Annotated in this window: 29 protein-coding genes; 4 read left to right on the forward strand and 25 right to left on the reverse strand. The window is 42.3% G+C overall.

All coding sequences use genetic code 11. The features are described 5' to 3' along the window. Window positions 1–85: 85 nt before the first annotated feature. The 23 genes from nuoK to Q3A68_RS22505 form a co-directional block, all read right to left on the reverse strand. Window positions 86–415 (reverse strand): NADH-quinone oxidoreductase subunit NuoK, encoded by a 330-nt coding sequence (nuoK, locus tag Q3A68_RS22395; RefSeq protein WP_302903380.1) that lies wholly within the window; start codon window positions 413–415, stop codon window positions 86–88. Further along, window positions 415–912, reverse strand: coding sequence for an NADH-quinone oxidoreductase subunit J family protein (locus tag Q3A68_RS22400; RefSeq protein ID WP_302903381.1), 498 nt, complete (start codon window positions 910–912; stop codon window positions 415–417). The genes nuoK and Q3A68_RS22400 overlap by 1 nt, the downstream gene beginning before the upstream one ends. 59 nt (window positions 913–971) lie before the next feature. After that, window positions 972–1,472, reverse strand: coding sequence for a NuoI/complex I 23 kDa subunit family protein (locus tag Q3A68_RS22405; RefSeq protein WP_302903382.1), 501 nt, complete (start codon window positions 1,470–1,472; stop codon window positions 972–974). Window positions 1,473–1,492: 20 nt separating this feature from the next. Beyond that, complete coding sequence (nuoH, locus tag Q3A68_RS22410; RefSeq protein WP_302903383.1) at window positions 1,493–2,524, reverse strand: NADH-quinone oxidoreductase subunit NuoH; 1,032 nt, start codon at window positions 2,522–2,524, stop codon at window positions 1,493–1,495. Continuing rightward, on the reverse strand, window positions 2,524–3,534 hold the full coding sequence (locus Q3A68_RS22415) for an NADH-quinone oxidoreductase subunit G (RefSeq protein WP_302903384.1): 1,011 nt from the start codon (window positions 3,532–3,534) through the stop codon (window positions 2,524–2,526). The genes nuoH and Q3A68_RS22415 overlap by 1 nt, the downstream gene beginning before the upstream one ends. A 27-nt stretch (window positions 3,535–3,561) precedes the next feature. Further along, window positions 3,562–4,923, reverse strand: a complete 1,362-nt coding sequence (gene nuoF / locus Q3A68_RS22420; protein ID WP_302903385.1) for an NADH-quinone oxidoreductase subunit NuoF — start codon at window positions 4,921–4,923, stop codon at window positions 3,562–3,564. Between the two features lie 5 nt (window positions 4,924–4,928). Continuing rightward, a complete protein-coding gene (locus Q3A68_RS22425; protein WP_302903386.1) occupies window positions 4,929–5,108 on the reverse strand; it encodes a hypothetical protein in 180 nt (59 codons plus the stop codon). Window positions 5,109–5,128: 20 nt separating this feature from the next. Continuing rightward, window positions 5,129–5,317 (reverse strand): hypothetical protein, encoded by a 189-nt coding sequence (locus Q3A68_RS22430; RefSeq protein WP_302903387.1) that lies wholly within the window; start codon window positions 5,315–5,317, stop codon window positions 5,129–5,131. Next, window positions 5,317–5,841: an NADH-quinone oxidoreductase subunit NuoE family protein gene (locus Q3A68_RS22435; RefSeq protein ID WP_302903388.1), complete on the reverse strand. Its 525-nt coding sequence runs from the start codon at window positions 5,839–5,841 to the stop codon at window positions 5,317–5,319. The genes Q3A68_RS22430 and Q3A68_RS22435 overlap by 1 nt, the downstream gene beginning before the upstream one ends. Then, entirely contained in the window at window positions 5,834–7,045 is a 1,212-nt protein-coding gene (locus Q3A68_RS22440) for an NADH-quinone oxidoreductase subunit D (protein WP_302903389.1), read from the reverse strand. The genes Q3A68_RS22435 and Q3A68_RS22440 overlap by 8 nt, the downstream gene beginning before the upstream one ends. Window positions 7,046–7,051: 6 nt before the next feature. Beyond that, window positions 7,052–7,555: an NADH-quinone oxidoreductase subunit C gene (locus Q3A68_RS22445; protein WP_302903390.1), complete on the reverse strand. Its 504-nt coding sequence runs from the start codon at window positions 7,553–7,555 to the stop codon at window positions 7,052–7,054. Then, on the reverse strand, window positions 7,555–8,097 hold the full coding sequence (locus Q3A68_RS22450; protein ID WP_302903391.1) for an NADH-quinone oxidoreductase subunit B: 543 nt from the start codon (window positions 8,095–8,097) through the stop codon (window positions 7,555–7,557). Before Q3A68_RS22450 ends, Q3A68_RS22445 begins: the two co-directional genes overlap by 1 nt. Before the next feature lie 134 nt (window positions 8,098–8,231). Next, the gene (locus Q3A68_RS22455) at window positions 8,232–8,603 is read right to left on the reverse strand and encodes an NADH-quinone oxidoreductase subunit A (protein WP_302903392.1); all 372 of its coding nucleotides are present in this window, start codon (window positions 8,601–8,603) and stop codon (window positions 8,232–8,234) included. A gap of 80 nt (window positions 8,604–8,683) precedes the next feature. Further along, entirely contained in the window at window positions 8,684–10,441 is a 1,758-nt protein-coding gene (locus tag Q3A68_RS22460) for a tetratricopeptide repeat protein (protein ID WP_302903393.1), read from the reverse strand. Between the two features lie 178 nt (window positions 10,442–10,619). Beyond that, a complete protein-coding gene (locus Q3A68_RS22465) occupies window positions 10,620–11,540 on the reverse strand; it encodes a PstS family phosphate ABC transporter substrate-binding protein (protein ID WP_302903394.1) in 921 nt (306 codons plus the stop codon). Then, complete coding sequence (locus Q3A68_RS22470; RefSeq protein WP_302903395.1) at window positions 11,530–11,769, reverse strand: hypothetical protein; 240 nt, start codon at window positions 11,767–11,769, stop codon at window positions 11,530–11,532. Before Q3A68_RS22470 ends, Q3A68_RS22465 begins: the two co-directional genes overlap by 11 nt. A gap of 8 nt (window positions 11,770–11,777) precedes the next feature. Next, window positions 11,778–12,605: an energy transducer TonB gene (locus tag Q3A68_RS22475; RefSeq protein ID WP_302903396.1), complete on the reverse strand. Its 828-nt coding sequence runs from the start codon at window positions 12,603–12,605 to the stop codon at window positions 11,778–11,780. A gap of 38 nt (window positions 12,606–12,643) precedes the next feature. Continuing rightward, the gene (locus tag Q3A68_RS22480; protein WP_302903397.1) at window positions 12,644–13,183 is read right to left on the reverse strand and encodes an ExbD/TolR family protein; all 540 of its coding nucleotides are present in this window, start codon (window positions 13,181–13,183) and stop codon (window positions 12,644–12,646) included. A 3-nt stretch (window positions 13,184–13,186) separates the two neighbouring features. Then, on the reverse strand, window positions 13,187–13,798 hold the full coding sequence (locus Q3A68_RS22485; protein ID WP_302903398.1) for an ExbD/TolR family protein: 612 nt from the start codon (window positions 13,796–13,798) through the stop codon (window positions 13,187–13,189). Window positions 13,799–13,901: 103 nt separating this feature from the next. Then, window positions 13,902–14,747, reverse strand: coding sequence for a MotA/TolQ/ExbB proton channel family protein (locus tag Q3A68_RS22490; RefSeq protein ID WP_302903399.1), 846 nt, complete (start codon window positions 14,745–14,747; stop codon window positions 13,902–13,904). A gap of 272 nt (window positions 14,748–15,019) precedes the next feature. Next, window positions 15,020–16,624 carry a phosphoenolpyruvate carboxykinase (ATP) gene (gene pckA / locus Q3A68_RS22495; RefSeq protein ID WP_302903400.1) on the reverse strand — a complete coding sequence of 535 codons (1,605 nt, stop codon included), beginning with the start codon at window positions 16,622–16,624 and terminating at the stop codon, window positions 15,020–15,022. Between the two features lie 154 nt (window positions 16,625–16,778). After that, window positions 16,779–17,120 carry a translation initiation factor gene (locus Q3A68_RS22500; RefSeq protein ID WP_302903401.1) on the reverse strand — a complete coding sequence of 114 codons (342 nt, stop codon included), beginning with the start codon at window positions 17,118–17,120 and terminating at the stop codon, window positions 16,779–16,781. Window positions 17,121–17,214: 94 nt separating this feature from the next. Continuing rightward, window positions 17,215–18,108: a diacylglycerol/lipid kinase family protein gene (locus Q3A68_RS22505; RefSeq protein WP_302903402.1), complete on the reverse strand. Its 894-nt coding sequence runs from the start codon at window positions 18,106–18,108 to the stop codon at window positions 17,215–17,217. 234 nt (window positions 18,109–18,342) lie between these two features. Between Q3A68_RS22505 and metK the strand changes: the two genes are divergently transcribed. Beyond that, window positions 18,343–19,593, forward strand: coding sequence for a methionine adenosyltransferase (gene metK, locus Q3A68_RS22510; protein ID WP_302903403.1), 1,251 nt, complete (start codon window positions 18,343–18,345; stop codon window positions 19,591–19,593). Between the two features lie 75 nt (window positions 19,594–19,668). On the opposite strand, the gene Q3A68_RS22515 is transcribed toward metK, so the two are convergent. Continuing rightward, window positions 19,669–20,175, reverse strand: coding sequence for a hypothetical protein (locus tag Q3A68_RS22515; protein ID WP_302903404.1), 507 nt, complete (start codon window positions 20,173–20,175; stop codon window positions 19,669–19,671). Between the two features lie 36 nt (window positions 20,176–20,211). Between Q3A68_RS22515 and Q3A68_RS22520 the strand changes: the two genes are divergently transcribed. Both Q3A68_RS22520 and Q3A68_RS22525 read left to right on the forward strand, forming a co-directional pair. Further along, window positions 20,212–20,538: a DUF4184 family protein gene (locus tag Q3A68_RS22520; RefSeq protein ID WP_302903405.1), complete on the forward strand. Its 327-nt coding sequence runs from the start codon at window positions 20,212–20,214 to the stop codon at window positions 20,536–20,538. An 8-nt stretch (window positions 20,539–20,546) separates the two neighbouring features. Next, window positions 20,547–20,969, forward strand: a complete 423-nt coding sequence (locus tag Q3A68_RS22525; RefSeq protein ID WP_302903406.1) for a DUF4184 family protein — start codon at window positions 20,547–20,549, stop codon at window positions 20,967–20,969. Here Q3A68_RS22525 and Q3A68_RS23225 read toward each other — a convergent pair. Next, the gene (locus Q3A68_RS23225; protein WP_368045697.1) at window positions 20,937–21,137 is read right to left on the reverse strand and encodes a YqaE/Pmp3 family membrane protein; all 201 of its coding nucleotides are present in this window, start codon (window positions 21,135–21,137) and stop codon (window positions 20,937–20,939) included. The two genes, Q3A68_RS22525 and Q3A68_RS23225, sit on opposite strands and share 33 nt — an antisense overlap. A 72-nt stretch (window positions 21,138–21,209) precedes the next feature. Between Q3A68_RS23225 and Q3A68_RS22530 the strand changes: the two genes are divergently transcribed. After that, on the forward strand, window positions 21,210–21,770 hold the full coding sequence (locus Q3A68_RS22530) for an NUDIX domain-containing protein (RefSeq protein WP_302903407.1): 561 nt from the start codon (window positions 21,210–21,212) through the stop codon (window positions 21,768–21,770). The last annotated feature ends 145 nt before the right edge of the window (window positions 21,771–21,915 follow it).

Below are 21,915 nucleotides of genomic sequence, written 5' to 3' on the forward strand. Positions count from 1 at the left end.
TTGTAGTTGTACGTATGGCGTTTTACGCCAATATTTATTTAATAAGCTTTAACTCCGAAATCGGATGCCCGACCTCCGAATCAAATTACCATTTCAATCTGTTCAGCACATTGATATCTATCGAATTGGTATTCCGGTAGATCATCACAATAATAGCAAGGCCCACAGCTACTTCGGCTGCTGCCAGCGCCATAATAAAAAAAACAAACACCTGTCCGGTTGCATCGCCGCGATAAACCGAAAATGCGGTGAGCAGGAGGTTAACGGAGTTAAGCATCAATTCAATCGACATGAAGATCACGATCGCATTACGACGGATCAGTACTCCAATAACTCCTATTGAAAATATGATAGCGCTTAACAGAATGTAATGATTAAGCGGTACGGTTTGTGCAGTTTTAAAAAAGCTATCCATTACGCAATTTTTGGGTCTTTAGTAGCAAGCAATACAGCACCAACCATTGCTGATAGCAACAATAGTGATGATATTTCAAATGGCAGTAAAAATTCGTCGAACAATACCTTACCGAGGTTCTTTACCAAACCCAGGTTAGGGTCTCTAACCAATACCGGGTCCGACACACCGACCACCTTCAGTGCTGCGACTACAACCACCAGTAAACAACCTCCTCCTAATACCGCCGCTATCTTCACCATATTAGTTTTCATCGGTTCCGAATCCTTATTCAGGTTGATGAGCATAAGCGTGTAAAGGAACAATACCAGGATGGCCCCCATGTACACGATAAAGTTTACGATGGCCAGGAACTGGGCATTCAGCAGGATGTATTGAACAGTAAAAGTGAAAAAAGTTAGTACAAGGTAAAGTATACTGTGCACCGGGTTTTTTGCAGATATAACCAGTACTGCGAACAGTATGGACAAAAATGCGATAAAGTAAAATATACTCATTTCTATTTTTTACAATATAACCTTGCCTCAAAAAAGTGAGGCAAAGTTATAAACTTCTTTTATTGATTTAAGGGCGCCTCCACTAATTTGTCTTTGCCGTAAATAAAATCCTTTCTCAGGTAATCGGCAGGGACAATATCTCCATCTAAATAAATTGCTTCCTTAGGGCAAGCCTCTTCGCAAAGCCCGCAGAAAATGCAACGTAGCATGTTTATCTCGTATACCGCAGCATATTTCTCTTCGCGGTACAGATTTTCTTCACCTGGTTTGCGTTCTGCTGCGATCATGGTGATCGCTTCGGCAGGGCACGACAACGCGCACAGTCCACATGCGGTGCAACGCTCGCGTCCTTCGTCGTCACGTTTGAGTGAGTGCATACCACGGAAGTTTTCAGAAAACTCACGTTTCTGCTCTGGATAGCGCACGGTCACATCCTTCCTAAACAAGAAGTGTTTCAGGGTAATTGCCAGGCCTTTTACAACCGCAGGAAGGTAGGTACGCTCCCAAAGGCTGAGTGGCTTTGATTCAATTACCTTTCTTTTATTACTTAATGATTCCATTTAATCTCGTCCTCCTCCAGTTATTTAACAAATGTGATCCAAAGTCCTGTTCCGATAATGTTGGCAATGGCAAGGGGAATTAAGCCCTTCCAGCCAAGATCCATCAACTGGTCATAGCGGAAACGCGGGATAGTCCAGCGCACCCACATAAAAAAGAAGATGAATAAAAATATTTTTGCAAATAATACCACCATACCAATCAGCGGGCCAACCACCGGGCCAACATGTGCCGCCACCCAGTCCATACCCGGATAGTTATATCCGCCCCAGTAAAGTGTAGCCATTACCGCTGATGATACAAACATGTTGATGTACTCGGCAAACAGGTAAAAGCCCAGTTTCATAGATGAGTATTCGGTATGATAACCACCTACCAGCTCGGTTTCACACTCAGGCAAGTCGAATGGTGTACGGTTAGTCTCGGCAAATGCACATACGATAAACAGGAGAAATCCAATCGGCTGATAAAGCACGTTCCAATGCCAGCCATGCTGTTGTGCAGCTATTTCTTTCAGGCTAAGCGTGTTGGTAACCATCAGCAACGCGATGATGGATAAACCCATTGCAATTTCGTAGCTGATATTTTGCGATGCAGCACGGATAGCGCCTAATAACGAATATTTATTGTTTGAAGCCCAGCCACCGATCATGACGCCATACACCCCTAATGAAACAACGCCGAATATGTATAACAAACCAACGTTGATATCAGTTACCTGCAGATCATACATTCTGGTACCGATCTGTATCTGTTGCCCCCAGGGGATAACAGCTGAACCGATACAGGCTGTCATGATTGCCAGTGAAGGACCAACAATGAACAGAAATTTACTTGAATTGGTTGGGATGATCTCTTCTTTCAGGAACATTTTGGCACCATCGGCCAACGGTTGTAATATACCAAACGGACCGGCGCGGTTAGGGCCAACCCTATCCTGGAAGAAAGCTGCGATCTTGCGTTCAGCATATGTTGAATACATGGCAATCACCAAACTGATCAGGAATATTACTACGATCAGTACTAATCTTACTATTATTTCTCTAGTATCCATTATAATCGCGTCTCCCGTTCAAATTGTTCTTTATTCGCCTCCTGCAATACCGGGTTCGTTTTTACTACTGGCAGCGGGTGCATCGTTTCGTAGTGGTTTGCACTAATCACTGATTGATTCGACACCTTTCGCGGACCTTCAATTACCCAATCACTGGTTTTCTTTTTATCAAAACGGCAGGTATTGCAGATAAATTCCTCTACTTCTCCATACACATCCTTACGGGCAGTTACCCGCAATACATCTTCTCCCTTATACCAAAGGGTAACCTTACCATTACATCCCGGATGGTCGCAATCGCGGTGTGCCTCAACAGGCTTGGTAAACCAAACACGATTGCGGAAGCGGAAAGTTTTATCGGTCAAGGCACCTACCGGACAAACATCGATCACATTTCCAGAGAAATCATTATCAACAGCAGCCTGGATGTAGGTAGATATTTCAGAATGATCACCACGGTTCAGGATACCATGGATACGGTGATCCGTAATCTGGTCGGCAGTGAAAACACAACGATAGCAAAGGATACAACGGGTCATGTGCAGCTGTATCTTGTCGCCGATATCAATTTTATGGAAAGTACGGCGGTCAAACTCATAACGGGTTTTGGCAGCGCCGTGTTCAAATCCTAAGTTCTGAAGATCGCATTCACCAGCCTGGTCGCAAATAGGGCAATCCAGCGGGTGGTTGATCAATAACATTTCTACTACCCCCTTACGTGCCTCAATTACTTCAGGCGAAGTAATGTTCTGCACTTCCATTCCATCCATCACTGTGGTACGGCATGATGCTACCAGCTTAGGCATAGGGCGGGGGTCTTTTTCAGATCCCTTACTCACTTTTACCAAACAGGTGCGGCACTTTCCGCCACTACCCTGCAATTTGGAGTAATAGCACATTGCCGGCGGAACAATATCCCCTCCTATCTGCCTTGCGGCATTCAGGATGGTTGTCCCCGGGTCCACTTCAACGGGTATACCGTCTATCGTTACTTTAAATTTATCTGACATTATAGTAAGTCAAAATATATAAAGGGCTTACGCCACTTTTGTTTCTACTTTTGGCAGCGGATCAGCATAGTGCGCTAATCCAAAATTTCTTTTTGTTGCTTCGCCCGGATTGGTAACATGCCATTCAAACTCATCACGGAAGTGACGGATAGCACTGGCTACCGGCCATGCAGCTGCATCGCCCAGCGGACAAATGGTATTACCTTCTATCTTCTTCGATACATCTACCAACAGGTCCATATCACTCATTTTGCCGTGGCCATATTCCAAACGGTGCAATACTTTTTCCATCCAGCCTGTACCCTCACGACATGGCGAACATTGTCCGCAACTTTCGTGATGATAGAAACGGGTAAAATTCCAGGTATTACGAACAATACACTGATCTTCGTCATAGGCTATAAAACCACCAGATCCTAACATTGTGCCGCTTACGAAACCACCGTCAGCCAATGATTCATAGCTCATCAGACGTGCCTCACCATTAGCAGTTTTCAAGAACAGGTTAGCAGGAAGGATAGGCACCGATGAACCACCAGCAACAACCGCCTTCAGTCGTTTGCCATTGGCTATACCGCCGCAATATTCATCCGAATACAAAAATTCTTCAACAGGCAGGCCAAGGTCGATCTCATAAACTCCCGGTTTTTTAACGTTACCACCAGCCGAGATCAACTTAGTACCTGTGCTACGACCGATACCTAATTTAGCATACTCTTCACCGCCTTCATTAATGATCGGCACTACAGCTGCGATAGATTCTACGTTATTTACCACCGTAGGACAGCCATACAAACCAGCAATCGCCGGGAATGGTGGCTTGATACGCGGGTTGCCGCGTTTACCTTCCAGTGATTCCAGCAAGGCAGTTTCTTCGCCGCAAATATAAGCGCCACCACCGGGCTGAACATACAATTCAAGATCATAGCCGCTGCCTAATATATTTTTGCCAAGAAATCCTTTGTTCTTTGCTTCAGCAATGGCCTTTTCAAGGATGCGTATCTGCGGCATCATTTCGCCGCGAACGTAGATGTAAGATGTATTGGCACCCAAAGCAAAGCTCGAAACGATCATACCCTCGATCAGTAAGTGAGGGATATAGGTCATTAAATAACGGTCCTTAAAAGTTCCGGGCTCTGACTCGTCGGCATTGCAAACCAGGTAACGGGCAACACCTTCGGGTTTAGCCAAAAAGCTCCATTTCATCCCGGTAGGGAAACCTGCTCCACCGCGGCCGCGCAAGCCTGATTTCTTTACCTCCTCCACAATATCGTTCGGGGCCATTTTTAAGGCCTTTTCAACAGAAGCATAACCGCCTTTTGACCGGTATACATCAAAAGTGTTGATGCCGGGTACGTTTATATGTTCTAATAGTAATTTGCGTCCCATTGCTATTAATAAATTCTTTTGGTCATATTATAATAGTGAATATGACGTATAACACAAGTTACAAATGCAGCAATAATAAAAGGCGCCAGTATCACCGGGTATTTCTGCAGGTCGCCGTTATTGTAAATGAGGATCATCACAACAACGAATACCAGATCAGCTACTATCAGGGTGGTCCTGCTCATATTAATTGATTGCAATTGCATTAATATATTTTACCTGTTGCCTTGTACCAGTTGATATGCCAGAAAATACTCCGGCCAACTAACAGTAATATGATCAAACTCATCGCCAATACATTTTCGGTCAATTGTTTGGTCAGAAAGTAAAATGCGAGGAGTGCGATCAACAAGACCACATCCCCATATATTACTCTCGCTTTAGTTACTGTCATTAATTATTTGCTTTTGCCCGTAAATCGCCGATCAGCTGATCAACCGATTCATTGGTCAGTTTTTCATAAAATGTATATTCAGGACCTATCTGCAATACCGGACCAAAACCGCATGCTGCCAGACACTCTACTCCCCTCCAGCTAAATAGGCCGTCGGGAGTAACTTCACCTTCTTTCACACCCAGTTTTTCCTCAATGTGATCCATTATTTTTTCGGCGCCTACTATACCACAAGGTCCTGTACGGCAAACTTCCAGCACATATTTTCCTTGCGGGCGCATAAAATACATGGTATAAAAAGTAGCCACTTCATATACTTCTATTGGCTGTATGCCCAGGTACTCCGCTACTTTATCCATAGCAGGAGAGCTTACCCAACCATATTCGGCTTGCACTAAATGCAGGATAGGCAATAAGCCTGATTTCTGTTTTCCTTTCGGATAACGGCTTACTATTTCATCGAACTTTTTTATCAGCTCCGGCGAAAATGTAACCGGAACGCCAGTGTCTTCAACTCTAAGCATCTAATTCTCCGGCTATAACGTTTAAACTACTCATGTTAATGATCGCATCTGATATCAGCATACCACGGCTCATTGGTGCATACATCTGGTAATTGATGAAGCTTGGCCGGCGGAAATGCAAACGGTATGGCGAACGTCCGCCATCGTTTACCAGGTAAAAGCCCAACTCGCCGTTAGCGCCTTCTACTGAATGATAAACTTCGGTATGCGGTGTATCTATTTCTCCCATCACAATCTTAAAATGATATATGAGGGCTTCCATATTATTGTAAACTTCTTCTTTCGGAGGCAGGTAGAACTCAGGTACATCCGCGTGGAATATATCTGAAGGCTCTTTTTCCAACTTGTTCAGGGCCTGCTCGATCAGGCGAAGGCTCTGCCACATTTCTTCGTTACGAACCAGGAAACGGTTGTAAACATCGCCATTGCTGCCTACGGGAACTTCAAAATCAAATTCCTCATAAGAACTGTATGGTTCCATTGCACGTACATCGTAATCCACACCAGCGGCGCGCAGCAACGGACCACTCCAGCTATAGCTCAATGCGTCCTCAGCAGTAACTGCAGCTACGTCCTTGGTACGGTCAATGAAAATACGGTTACGGTTAAACAGCGCTTCGAACTCTTTCAAGGCCGCCGGAAATTCTTTTAAGAACTTACGGATCTTGGCAAAAGCGATATGATTGAAATTACGTTCAAAACCACCTATCCGACCGATATTGGTTGTCAGGCGGGAGCCGCAAATCTCCTCGTAAATTTCGTATACATCCTCGCGAAATTTCATCATATAGAGAAATCCTGTAAATGCACCCGTATCCACACCCAATACCCCATTACAAATAATGTGGTCGGTAATGCGCGACAACTCCATAACGATGACACGCATGTAATCCACACGTTTAGGAATTTTGATACCCAATAGTTTTTCAACTGTCATGTGCCAGCCCATGTTATTGATCGGCGCCGAACAATAGTTCAAGCGGTCGGTCAACGGAGTGATCTGGTAAAAAGGCCTGTGCTCCGCTATTTTTTCAAAGGCGCGATGAATATAGCCTATGGTTGATACGCCGCTTACAATGCGCTCGCCATCCAGGGTCAGCACGTTCTGAAATACACCATGTGTGGCCGGGTGCGTAGGCCCAAGATTCAGGGTCGAGTACTCGGTTTGCGGATCGTTATCAGTATATACAGGATGAGTTCTCATCTTTTATTATCTTCCAAAAAAGTAATCTCGTTTATCAACACGGTTCGGGTCTTCCAATGGGTATTCCTTTCTCATAGGGAATACCGTCATGTCATCCACATTTAATATCCTGCGCAAATCGGGATGACCTTCAAAGTCAACTCCAAAAAAGTCGTAAGTTTCACGCTCCATCCAATTGGCGCCGTTCCAAAGCCCGGTTGCAGTAGGCATTTTCACATCGCCATCAGCCAGAAATACCTTTATCCGGATGCGGATATTGTTCACCAGGCTATGTAGGTGATAAATAATGCCAATCGGCTTTTGCCGTTCAGGATAGTGAATAGCTGTAATATCCGTCAGAAATATAAACTGCAATGCAGCATCAGTCTTTAAAAAGGTCAGCAGATCGATGATCTTTTCGCGGCTGGTTTCAAGGGTTAATAGTCCGAAAGGTTCGCTGATATTAGTTACATCATTGTCAAACTTTGCTTTGATGCCGTTCAGCAACTCTTCATTGGTTATCTTGCTCATTATTGAATACCGTATGAAGCTAATAATTTTTGATACTCAGGTGTATTCCTTCTGCGCAACGACTCGGTTTGCACTAATTTTTGGATCCCGATAAATCCATCAATGATGGCTTCAGGACGCGGAGGGCAGCCGGGAACATAAACGTCAACCGGGATCACCTCGTCGATACCCTGCAGTACCGAATAGGTATCAAATATACCACCACTTGAAGCACAAGCACCCACGGCCATTACCCAACGGGGTTCAGCCATTTGCAAATATACCTGCCTTAAAACAGGGCCCATCTTTTTTGAAATTGTACCCATCACCATCAAAAGGTCTGCCTGGCGTGGGGAAAAACTTAATCGCTCTGCACCAAATCTCGACAAATCGTAAGTAGAAGCCATTGTAGCCATAAATTCGATACCACAACAAGAGGTGGCAAAAGGAAGTGGCCACAATGAGTAGGAACGCGCTAAGCCGATTGCTTTATCAAGCGAGGTAGCAAAAAAGCCTGCGCCTTCTACGCCTGGAGGAGCTTCAACTATTTGAATTTCACTCATGATCTATATAAATAGAATAAACGTTACCGTTGATCGATAACGAATGCAAATTTAATAATAATAACGCTGTAAAATGTACACCAAAACGATAGGGTATTTTATTTAGAATTAGTCTAAACTACTGAGCACCACTACTAGTCCCAATCTAATGCGCCCTTTTTGATAACGTAAATGAAGCCCAGTAACAGTGTACCCATAAAGATGAACATTTCGATCATGCCGTCTTTACCCAGGTCCCTGAAATTAACTGCCCAGGGGTACATAAATATTACTTCCACGTCGAACAATACGAACAATATAGCCACCAGGAAGTACTTGATTGACATTGGCGTGCGGGCATTACCAATTACCTCAATACCTGACTCAAACGGGGTCAGCTTATCACTGGTAACACGTTTAGGGCCAATTTTATGTGTTACAAACATGGTGGTAACCACGAAACCTACTGCCACTGCCATCTGGAAAATGATAGGTAGATAATCTACAGGCAAACTTTGTCCTTCCATGGTGCAAATATAGCAATGCGGAAATAATTATAAACAAAAAAGCCTCCCGAATCCGGGAGGCCTGCATTTTCTTTCTAAAATTACTTGCTCTTACCGCCGCCTTTGCGTTTAAAGTAGTCCACCGCCGCTTTATTAGCCGGATCGATTTCCCTAGCTTTACCAAAATTTTCGGCCGCTTTAGCTTCATCTTTTTCTTTGAATTCGTAATAATTACCGAGATAATCATAAGCTTCGGTTAACTGATCTTTATCTGTCTGTGTAGCCGGAGGGCCTTTAGCAACAGCTGCGGCAATGAATTTTTCATACATTGGTTTACCTAAACCTTTTATGTTGTTCCTATCTGTTTCATGCATATCCGCTATTCGAGCACGATACAGATAAGCAATAGCCGGAGTATTTGCACCTGCCTTTTGTGCTACATAGCTGAATGCTGAATCAGCTTTTACAAGTAACGCACTATCTGTTCTTGGGGCTTTAGGGTCCTTTATCCCTTTTGAACCTTGGATAACGAATCCAAAATAATAACCCATACCGGCATAGAAGTGGTCGGTTAGTTTAGCATTACGTGATTTGGAAGCATAGATATCATAAGCTTCACCTGCTTCTTTAAATTTCTTTTTGGCAAAGTTGGATTTTGCTATATCTAGATAAACATCCACAAAGCTACTATCTAATTGCAAAGCCTTTTGCAAAGATTGAACACCTAAGGAATCTTGTCCGCTGGCTATTTGCGCACGGCCCAAATACAAATAGTCGCGAGGGATGATACGTTTAGGGTCGGCTTTACTAATCCATGTATTTCCGGCGGTTATAGCAGCAGGATAATCTTTATTTTCTACTGCTGAATACAATACGTATCTGTTTGCTCTTAAATTAGAATTTGAGTTTTTAGCTATGTCACCAGCTACCTGCTGCAAGGTCTTGAAATCACCTGCGTTGATCAGGAAGTCTGCATAACGCATTTGAGACTCAGGAGAATAGTCAGTTAAGCTGATATATTTTTTGTACTGCTCGGCAGCTTCTTTCACTTTTTCAGATGCTTTGCTGGGGTTGCTTTGTGCCCAACGCAAATCTGTCTCGGCCCATTCGCGATAAGCAGGGCCGTAATTAGGATCGATAGCCAAAGCTGCCTGGAATTGTTTTTCGGCATCTTCAAAGTTATCGGCATATTTCCATAAAACACCCAAACCTACATTAGCTGCGGCTGACCTTGGGTCAAGAGTTTGAGCAGTTGACAAATTGGTGTAAGCATCATTACTTTTCAGTAATACTCGGTCAGCTTCACCCATTGTAATAAACAATTCGGGATCGTTTGATTGAGCAACGGCATTTTTGTCTTTGCCTTTTGTTGCACTTGCAGTGTTGCCTTTATTCAATATGTCAAGAGCTGCAGTAGCGTCGGCAGGAGCAACTTTGCCATTGGCATCGGGCAACAGGTAACCTTTTGCCATATACACGTAAGGTTTGCTGTCTTTACCGGCCAAAGTAGTGGCCTGTGCAAATTGAGCTGATGCTCCGCCCTTATCTTTATCCAGCCGGGCAACAATACCCAGCCCCACGTGATTTAATGCTGAGTTTGCATTCACACCTAGTCCTTTTTGAAATACCGCTTTTGCGGAATCCGGGTAATCCTGCTTTATGTATACCCAACCCAGGTAAAAATAATTTTCATCCTTGGTTGATTGAGTAACCACCAAATTTTTAAGCATTGATTTTGCTTTCTGGAATTGCTCCGCATCAATAGCTTTTTTCGCATCGGCAAGGCTCTGTCCGAACACCGATGTCCCCGTAAATACCAGGCCCAGTCCGGCTACAGCTATTTTACTGATAATCTTCATCTTGTTAATTAGTTTTTAATGGTAATGTGGTGTGTAAGAATTGACGTACAAAACAATCATTCTTTATTGTATGGTATTATAATTTATTGTTTTCAATCCGTTGTATAAAATTGCATCATTTATATTGATCTATGATACAAATGAAGGTTTAATATTCAATTATAACAGAAATGCAATATTAAAGTTTATTACTATGAATTATAATATTTCTTTCCGGAATATTAATCGGTAGCAGACCCGAACGCAATATGATGCGCTGTCCTTTATCACTTTCAATAAAGTGCTCAAATCCATACCCGAGCCCGGTTCTTCCGGTGCAGTTCACGATATATAAATACCTAAACAGGGGGTATTGTTTCAAATAAAGTGTTTCCTGCGATGGCCTGAAATATGCATTTGACGCAGTCTTGCTATTCTCATCCCTTATCGCCAAAATCTTAACCTTTTTGGCCGCATCAGCATAATCGGGGTCGGGATCATTTATCCAGCTAAAGCCGGTAATCCCTATTGCATCGGGGTGTTTACTAACATATTCAATCACCTCTTTATTTGATTTTAAAGCGTAAATATTCTTTTGCTTAAAATCTGACTGCCCGCTAAACTCTTTCAGATACCTCACCAAACTTGAGCTCGGATTATCAAAAACGATGCTTCTGTCGGTTTTAGTTTGTCCGGCAAGCATTTTTTTTATGTCCCCAACCGTTATAGCTGTGTCGACAGATGCGCTATTTACAATAATGGCAATAGCATCAACAGCAAATTTCTTTACCAAAACAGGCAAATTATGTGCTTTTAGCGCATTACGTTCGTCATCCGTCAAGTCTCTTGATAAAAACCCAAATCTGGCACTATCGCCTGCTAACATCTTTACAACGTCGTTCTCCGGCTTGTAATACATCGTTGGCTTAGCCTTTGGGTTATCATTTTTGAAAATATATAACTCCTGGTCTAAAATTGGTGCGAAGGATTCATCTGATACAAAAAGCGCCTCACCTGAGTTCTTTGTATCATTATAATTAGTTGGCCCGTTCTGTTTACAAGTTTGAAAAGCAAACAGAACAAGTAAACTCAAAATCAGTACTATGATCTTATTCTTCATCCGATGGGTCTTTTTTAAACAGCCGGGAAAATCTCAATACACTGTATAACAATAGCAAGCCGCCGAGTGCCAATCTTTCTGTTTTAGACATATCCAGGTTTTCGATAAGCGGCTCATAAAACATGATCATGAGTCCAAAGCTGACACAGGCAATAAGGGTGGCAACGCCCAAAATAAGCAAAAACCGCCTTTTGAGCGATTTTTGCCTAAGATTAAATTTATAAGGCATCTGCCTGATTATTGATCCTCAGTTTGTAATGTAAAGCTGATCGGCATGGTGTACTGAACACGAACCGGACGGCCATTTTGTATACCTGGTTTCCATTTTGGCGAGTTTCTTAAAACGCGCATCGCTTCCTCATCGCAACCGCTGCCTATACCACGGGCAACTTTGATATCGGTAAGTGATCCGTCTTTCTCAACCACAAAGGTTACAAATACTTTACCCTGAACGTTGTTTTCCTTTGCAACAGCAGGATAATGAATGTTATTTTGAAGGTATTTGTAAAATTTATCAATACCACCTGCAAATGAAGGTTCCTGCTCTACCGCAGTAAAGATCTTGTTCGGGTCTTCCTCAGTTACTTGCTTCACGTCCGAATTACCGACCGGTTCATCGATCTTGATTTCAGCATTAGGGTCGCCCTTTACGGTTTTCTGACCAGGGTCAGCAACCTCAAGTTCTTTCACCGTTGGTGGTTGTTCCTTCACCTCATTGTCCGGTTTTACTACCGGAGGAGGGAATTTAACCTGGTCAACCTTTGGTTTTGGTGGTTCCGGTGGTGGCGGTGGTGGTTTTGTTTTGTCTAATGGTGGTGGTGGTTGTAAAACCACGTTGGTAATCTTCACCTTTTCTTTAGCTTTTGGAATAAAGCCGCTGATAAAGTTGAGGATAGTTTGGAATGAAATCAAAAACACAAATACAATAATGCCGATAACCAAGGCCTTACTTGTATTTTTGGGGTTCTGCTTTCTTAGGTCATAAGCCCCATATGCTTTATTTCTGTCGGTAAAAACGACATCAAGCCATTCCGGTTTCAGTATATCTAACTTTGATCCTAGCATCTTGTTGGCTTTTAATTTTTAACGTGAAATAATATTTTTTAGTACAGCTGGTTGTCCTTAAGCATCTTTACTTCAGGTGCGGTAATTGCAACTACAGCGCGGCTTTGTATACCGGTAATATTGAGCTCGTCAAGAATATTTACAAAATCTTTGTAAGTGGATTTGTCGCTTGCTTTAACCAATACGATCATATAATTATCCTTGCCTGCATGCGTTTCTTCAATTTTCTTATTGTTTTCAATAAGTGTTTTGCGAATGCCATTTTTACCAAAGTTATCCACTGTAGGTGGCGTAGCACCCGGCGCTCCAACGTACCAGGCCAACTTATGGTTGCTCCCCAGGAGTACCGTCATTGTCCGGGACTCTGGTACCGGTAATTGCACGTCTTTTTTAGTTTTATCAGGCCAAAATGTATCCATTGCCTTGGGTTTGGCAAGGGTAGTGGCCATGATGAAGAATGTAATCAGTAAGAATGCAAGGTCAACCATTGCTGTAAGATCGATACGTGTAGACGCCTTCTTACTTCTTACCTTTCCGCCTTTTTTCCCTCCGCCCCCGGAGGTATCTAATTCTGCCATTTCTTACTTACCTTGATTAAGTGCCGTTATTAAACTAAACTTATTAACTGCCTGTTTTTGCAACACATCAATTATTTTTCCAATCTCAGGATAATTCTCATGTGAGTCGCCTTTTATAGCGAAACGCAGTTCCTTATTGTGAAGATTCTTGGTTACGATACGTGCTTCGTAAATCCAATTGAACAATTCACTGTTGGTGGTTGTGTCAGTTGGGATGCCAGGCTGTGTGTATTTCTTTTTGTCTTCTGTGCTCAAAGCTAAATATTGCTTTAAAGTATTGACAGGTACGCCGAAAGTTGGGATCAACGAAAACTTTTGTATCTCCTCAGGAGTAAAGTTCTGAGTATATTTTTTTCCCATCTCTTCAAGCAGCGACTTGCGCAGGTCAGTACCTTCTAATCCGAAGAACACTTTACCGTGACCTACTGTTATTGTAGCCATATCCACATCGGGTACGTTTACTTTAACACTGGCTCCGGGAACGTCTACGCGCAGAGGGTCTTCCTGTTTTAATTTTGCTGTTAATATGAAAAAGGTAAGCAACAGAAACGCCACGTCGCACATGGCCGTCATGTCAATTGCTGTACTTTTTCTTGGAATCTTTATCCTCGCCATAATTAATTTCTTTTAAAATATAATAGTGTGTTAGTATGATGATTAAACACCCGTTCCGTTAATCAGGTTAACGGAACGGGAAAAAACTATCACTAAAATATTTTTATACCCTTTTTGCAGCGTGGGAAGCAGCAAACGTTTGTACAATGCTGAAACCTGTTTCGTCGATAGCGTAAGTCAGCTTATCAATTTTTGATGTAAAATAGTTATACAACACGATTGATGAAGCAGATGTAGTAATACCCAGTGCTGTGTTGATCAAAGCTTCAGAGATGTTAGCTGAGAGTTGTGAGGTGTCAGGAGCGCCTGATGCAGACAATGTAGCGAATGCACCAATCATACCCACAACAGTACCTAACAGACCGCTCAGTGTTCCGATAGATACCAGGGTTGCGATGATGGTTAGGTTTTGCTCCAGCATTGGCATTTCCAATGAAGTTGCTTCTTCGATATCTTTCTGGATAGCCAGCGTTTTCTGATCGATGGTCAGTTCATTATCAGCTTCCATCTCGCGGTATTTCTTTAAACCGGATTTGATAACGTTAGCTACAGAACCTTTTTGTTTATCGCATTCTGCATTAGCAGCATCGATATTACCTGCGTTAAGCAAAGAAACAATTTTTCTTACGAAAGAATCCATGCTGCCGGTGCCTGATGCTTTACCGATCACGATAGCTCTTTCGATTGAAAATACAATTACCATCAATACGAATGACATAATCACCGGTACGATTGGACCTCCTTTGTGGATTGTACCGAAGATATCCTGCGGTAAACCATGTTCTACGTCACCACCTGCATAATGGCTCGGATTGCCCAATATGAATATGAAAATCAGGATGCCGACAATAATACAGATAGGAATCGCCAATACTGCAAACATGCCTGTTGCACTGCTTGAGCTCTCTTTTTTTACAGGAGTTGTTGGTTTTGTTGGTGCGGTTGCCATTACTTTTAGATTTTAGTTTTAGTTTTTGTTTATATAAAGTTAATTAATGTGCGTGTATTAAAAGCGGATAACAAAATTAGAATTTTACTTAAATAAAAAAACTTTTTCTGATAATCTTTATAATTATTTAATAGTCATTGGTGTTATTCACATGTAATTGGTGATTTACATAACGCCACCAAACAAAAAAATTGTCTTTCTTACAGACAATTTTTTGCAATGAAAACTATTTTTTTTAATAATAGCAAGCAATCACCTATAAAAATATGTAACTATACTGCGATAGTTACCCGGGGACCGGCACTTATGATGTCTGAATTACTGTGATTTACATATTGTTCGAAGTTTTTAATAAATGCCATAGCCAAATTATTTGCTTTTTCGTCGTAATTGTATTTATCAGCCCAGGTATTACGCGGATTTAATATATAATCAGGAACATTCGGGCAGCTTACAGGCATATTCAGGTTAAATATAGGATGCTTTTTGTAATGTAAATGATCCAGTTGCCCGTTTATGGCGGCGGTAATCATTGCGCGGGTATACTGCAGCTTCATCCTTTTCCCGGTGCCATATGGGCCGCCCGTCCAACCGGTATTTACCAGCCATACATTTACATGATGCTCTTTTAGTTTATCTCCCAGCAATCTGGCGTACTCAACTGGGTTCAACGGTAAAAATGCCTGGCCAAAACACGCAGAAAAAGTGGTTTTGGGTTCATTTATACCGGCCTCAGTACCTGCAACTTTAGCTGTATAGCCCGAAATAAAGTAATACATAGCCTGCGCATCGGTCAATTTGGATATAGGAGGCAATACCCCAAACGCATCGGCGGTTAAAAAGAAAATGTTTTTGGGCGACGCCCCCAATGAAGGAATCACCGCATTATTTACATAATACATTGGATAGGCTACGCGCGTATTTTCTGTTTTATCGATATTGGCAAAATTCACCTCACGCGTGCCATCATTGAAGTTGATATTCTCCAGCAATGCCCCAAACTTAATAGCGCTAAATATCTGTGGCTCTTTTTCAGGCGTCAGATCGGCGCATTTGGCATAACACCCGCCTTCGAAGTTAAATATGGTATAATCGCTCCATCCGTGTTCATCATCTCCTATCAGGCTGCGTTCCGGATCAGCCGACAGCGTGGTTTTTCCGGTGCCGGACAATCCGAAAAATATAGCGGTATCGCCTTTAGCCCCTGTGTTTGCCGAGCAATGCATAGAAAGCACCTTCTTTTCGTGCGGCAAAACAAAGTTCAAAACAGAAAATATTCCTTTCTTAATCTCGCCTGTATATCCCGTCCCTCCTATCAGGACAATTTTCTTGCTGAAATTCAAAATAGAAAAGTTATGCTGACGGGTGCCGTCAGTAGCAGGATCAGCCTTAAAGCCGGGCGCGGCTATTACTGTCCATTCAGGTTTTGATGTAGGGTTGGCCACCTCGGGTCGACGGAATAGGTGGTGTACAAAGAGGTTCTGATAGGCAGTCTCTGTTATTACTCTTATATCTATATGATATTTCTCATTTGCACAAGCCGATGAGTCGCGCACAAATATTTCACCTTCACTCAGATAGTCAGTTACTTTTTTGTAAAGTGCATCGAATTTTTTGCTATCGAATTTGATATTCACCTCGCCCCACCAAACGGTATCGCGGGTTATATCATCCTCAACAATGAATCTGTCTTTAGGCGAACGGCCTGTGAATTCGCCGGTGTCAATTGCCAGTGCACCTGTATCTGACAGCACGCCCTCGCGCCTCAATAAGGCAGCCTCAACAAGCTCGGCCGGCGTTAACTGATATAAAACAGTATTCGCCCGACCCAGGTTCAAGTAACCCAGGTCAGGTAGGTTTTTAGAAGCATTCCTCATTAAAATAGGTATAATTGGTTTATGCAAAAATACCGCTTTTAAAAAGCAAAAACCAAGAAAATTTTAAGATTTATTTACATTATGTAAATTTTACACTTATGTAAATTATTGATTTAAAGCAATTTAAAACTTTACTTTGAAAAATGTCAATACACTAACCACCTGCTTTTTTAACCTTATATCCGTCGGCTTGTAATAAAGTCAGCACCCTGTCACGGAAGTCGCCCTGGATCAATATCTCGCCGTTTTTTACAGCCCCACCCACGCCGCATTTAGATTTTAATTGCTTGCCGATTATCTCCAAATCAGCTTCCTTACCTACAAAGCCCACAATGCGGGTAACTACCTTGCCACCGCCTTTCCGGTCAAGATGTATTCTTAGATCCTGTTGCTGTGGCGGCAGGGTTGATGCCGCATATCCGGTATCACCATTGTATTGATAGTCGGAATCTGTAGAATAAACGATCCCCGAAAAGTCTTTGAATTTTTTTGACATAACTGTTGATTAAATTCTAAACCCTAAGGTCTAAATTCTAAAATTCACTAACGCAAAATAATTTAGAGTTTAGCATTTCGTATTTATTTAGGGTTTAGAGCTTAGAATTTAGGGTTTTTCCCACTATTATTCTTAATGATGCAGGCACCATTTGTATCCTCACTTCCTTCCCCATCATCTGTGGCTCGCCGTCCAGGTGTACCGGACCGTCAGCTGAACGCTTGATCGTTACATTTTTCCCGCGGATAATCTCCACATATTTGGACTTATGCGCTGTTTTCGCAAACATGCGGATGCCCATTTCAATAAAGCGCCACAACGGAAATTGTTTGATGATACAGATGTCCAGCAAACCATCCTGCACTGAGGCACATGGAGAAACGTGTGCATTATTGCCGAACTGGGATGAGTTGGCGATGCTAAGCATAAATGCATCGCGCACATAGTCCGTTCCGTCAATATTTATATGATAGGTCTCAGCCTTGTAATTCGCAATTTCGCGCAAGGATGATTTCACATAGGCCCAAAAGCCCCTGTTCTTATCGTGCGAAAAGACCTCCGCGATATGGGCATCGAATCCCATACCCGCAGCATTAAAGAACCTTTGTCCATTTATTATCGCTGAGTCTATAGCTTCCACCTGCTCGCCATTAATGGTTTCAATTGATTTAGCGGTATCCATTGGTATACCAAGGAAGCGTGCCAGCCCATTACCCGAACCGAAGGGGATAATACCCAATGCTGTCGTAGTACCTACTATGGCGGATGCAATTTCATTCACTGTGCCATCTCCGCCCACTGCAATCACGTAATCATTTGTATCAATGGCGTCTTTTGCCAAATCGGCCCCATGCATGGCCCGTTCTGTATAAACGATAGAGGCTTCAAACTGTGTATGATCCAATATCTTGTTTATCAGTGCGGGAACCTGGTCTTTCCTCTTTCCTCCCGAGATGGGATTTATTATAAATAAGGCTTTCCTTTTCAATTAATTATAATTTGGCCGTCAAAAGTAACCGTATTTTCTGCTTTGTGAAAAATTGTTTTATTTTTGCCCTTTGAAAGTGGACTGATTTGATTGTTCTTGTAACTTGATAACAAAGTACAGAACTGGATTGCAACCACGTAAAAAAGTGCTAAACCCAGTTTCCTTTTTTAACCCGCGATCCCGTTAGATTTCCTGCTTTTAATTACTTTAATTAATTGCTAAACAAAATTTTTTATGCCCTATTTATTCACTTCAGAATCCGTATCAGAGGGACACCCGGATAAAGTTGCAGACCAGATATCGGATGCATTAATTGACAACTTTTTGGCTTTTGACCCTGAATCAAAAGTAGCTTGTGAAACGCTGGTTACAACCGGTCAGGTATTTTTGGCAGGCGAGGTAAAATCAAAAGCATACCTTGATGTGCAGAAAATTGCGCGCGACGTGATCAACAAGATTGGCTATAACAAGAGCGAGTACATGTTTGACGGGAATTCATGCGGGGTCCTATCGGCTATTCACGAACAATCTCCTGATATTAACCAGGGAGTTGATCGTAAAGAAAAACAGGAACAAGGTGCTGGCGATCAGGGAATGATGTTTGGCTATGCAACTGTGGAGACTGCCAATTATATGCCGTTAGCATTAGACATAGCACATGCTTTACTGATAGAGCTTGCAGCCATCCGTCGCGAGGACAAAGAGATAAAATACCTTCGTCCGGACGCAAAATCGCAGGTTACCCTCGAATATAATGATAACAGCCAGCCTTCACGAATTGATGCGATCGTGATATCTACCCAGCATGACGACTTTGATGAAGAAAAAACCATGCTGAAAAAGATCAATGATGACATCCTCAATATTCTGATTCCCCGTGTAAAGGCCAAATATCCAAAATATGCCCATTTTTTCAATGATGACATCAAATACCACATTAACCCTACAGGTAAGTTTGTGATCGGCGGCCCGCATGGCGATACCGGTTTAACCGGCCGTAAGATTATTGTAGATACGTATGGCGGTAAAGGTGCACACGGCGGCGGTGCTTTCTCAGGAAAAGATCCATCAAAGGTTGACCGCTCTGCGGCTTATGCAACGCGTCATATTGCTAAAAACCTGGTTGCCGCGGGTGTTTGCGACGAGGTATTGGTGCAGGTATCATATGCTATTGGTGTGGCACAGCCGATGGGTATTTATGTGAATACTTACGGAAGCGGAAAGGTAGGTTTAAGCGATGCCGACATCGCCAAAAAAGTGGAAGCTATTTTTGACATGACTCCTTACGCTATCGAAACCCGCTTTAAATTGCGTCACCCGATATACAGCGAAACTGCAGCATATGGCCACTTTGGAAAACCAAGCCAGAAAGTGGTAAAGAGCTTCTTCAGCCCTAACGGCGAAGAGCTTAAAGTGGAAGTGGAGCTGTTTACCTGGGAAAAACTGGATTACGTAGATAAGGTAAAAGCAGCTTTCGGGTTATAATGCTTTATAGATAAAAGGAAAGGCGACTTTGGTATTACTGAAGTCGCTTTTTTATTGATTCTACATTTGTGCGGTCTAATTCGTAAGCGCTAACGAAGAAAAGAATTCATCACTGCCTGCTGTTGGTCTTCCGGCAGGAACAACTGTTGATAAACTATACATTTTGTTACCTATGAGTACCATAAACGTATATAACTGAGACTTATCTTTATTATTTATACCGGTAGATGTATAGCTGGAGTGCCCTTTCCATTTACCGATCTTAAAATCACTTAGGGTTACATTATGCAAAGTCGAGTTCATGCCCTGTTTTAGCTGAGCCGCAAATTCAGGAGAATCCTGCATAGGGGCCAGGGCGGTTGAATCGATGCCTGCAACAGCGACAAAATCAACAACTGTAAAAACATAAGTTATACTATCTTTATCGTGCGCTGCCAAAGTACCGGCGACAATTTCTTTGGGCTCATTAGGAAATTTCAATGATATCCGGTTATCCGCTTTGTGATTCACCCAGGTAGATTGTGCAAAGGCAAAGGTTACTGAAACAACAGTTAAAATAACCAGGGAGATTATCTTTTTCATTTTCTAAATTTAGAAAAAATAAGCAAAACGAAGCCAATGCCTTTTACCTTTTCACATCCTGCTATAATACTACCTTTAAGTCGCCTCAGCAAACGCTGGATTTCAATTACTGCGCTGGCGATCGGCAGCATGACTCCCGATTTTGAATATTTCATCAGGATGAAAGTGCTTTCAATTTATAGCCACACTCTGGGCGGCTTGTTCTGGTTTGATCTGCCGCTTGCTTTAATATTGCTTATCATTTACAATGGGTTTATTAAAGACAAGCTAATCGATCACCTCCCCATGTACTTTAATAAACGCTTATCAGTCTATAAAAATGAAACGCCTCAATACTTCGGGCTAACTTTATCGTCATTATAATCTGCTTATTGATTGGCGCCGCATCTCATATTTTTTGGAACAGCTTTACTCATCCAATGGGATATTTTGTAAAGCACAGCCATTTACTATCACGCAAGATCGCGATCAAACACTTGCCTGTGCCACTTTACAGCATATTACAACAATTGAGTTCTATTATTGGTGCTTTAGTCATCATTTATGCAATCAATCAAATGCCCGTTGTAAGAATTACCAAAGCAAAAGAAAGCACAATGTATTGGATAAAATTAGTGGTGATAAGTATTCTGGTATTACTGATCAGATTTGCAGCAGGACTAAAACTCCATGATTATGGCGAAGTGATTATGAGCGAAATTTCAGGATTATTAATCGGATTATTAATTGTCTCTATTCTTACTCCAGTCAGGCAACATCAATTAATAGCTATTCCTCCTGACAGCACGCATTAACTGGCGATGTCTCCTGGCTTCGTAAAAATCGTTGGTAACTAATACTGCATGTATAACGCCCGGTATCCAAAAGAAAAGCGTAAGCAAACAACTTAGCAGAAATGCGCCGATGCGCCCGGTTGTTAAAACCGCAGCCGGTGGAAATAATATGCAAAGGAAGTAACGCATAACATCAATAAGACGGTTAATATGCCTTTAAGTTACAATTCAATCTCTATTTTTGCAAAATAACATCATCCTATGCAACATCCCGAAGAAAACCCCTGGCTGGTAACCGCTGAGACAACTATCTATGACAATCCCTGGATTGGCCTGACCGAATACCAGGTGATCAATCCATCCGGTAATCCGGGAATATATGGTAAGGTCAGGTTTAAGAATTTTGCCATTGGTGTCATACCCCTTGATGCAGAAATGAATACCTACCTGGTGGGGCAATACCGCTTTGCCTTGGGACAATATAGCTGGGAAATACCCGAGGGAGGCGCGCCATTAGGCACCGATCCGTTTGAATCTGCTAAAAGGGAGTTGCTGGAAGAAACCGGGCTAAAGGCATCACGCTGGACCGAGATACAGCGTATGCATCTTTCAAATTCAGTTACCGATGAACTTTCCATTATCTACCTTGCGCAAGACTTACAGCAATTTGAACCAGAGCCAGAAGACACAGAACAACTGGTTATTAAAAAGGTGCCTTTTAATGAAGTTTACCAGATGGTTTGCCATGGCAAAATCACCGATTCAGTATTCATTGCTGCTATATTAAAAATAAGATTGATGCAATTGGAAGGACAGTTATAAAAATTGATTAGAGATTTGACTCGTCCGGCAAAAACTACACACTTAAAAAAAAGTGTATGAAACCAACAGACGAGAATTCAGAGGTTGTAGCCCGTTTCCACGAGCGGGGTCATTTTCAAAAAAGTTTACGTGATGAAATTATTGA

It is taken from the genome of Mucilaginibacter tolerans, assembly GCF_030519375.1.
GTDB lineage: Bacteria > Bacteroidota > Bacteroidia > Sphingobacteriales > Sphingobacteriaceae > Mucilaginibacter.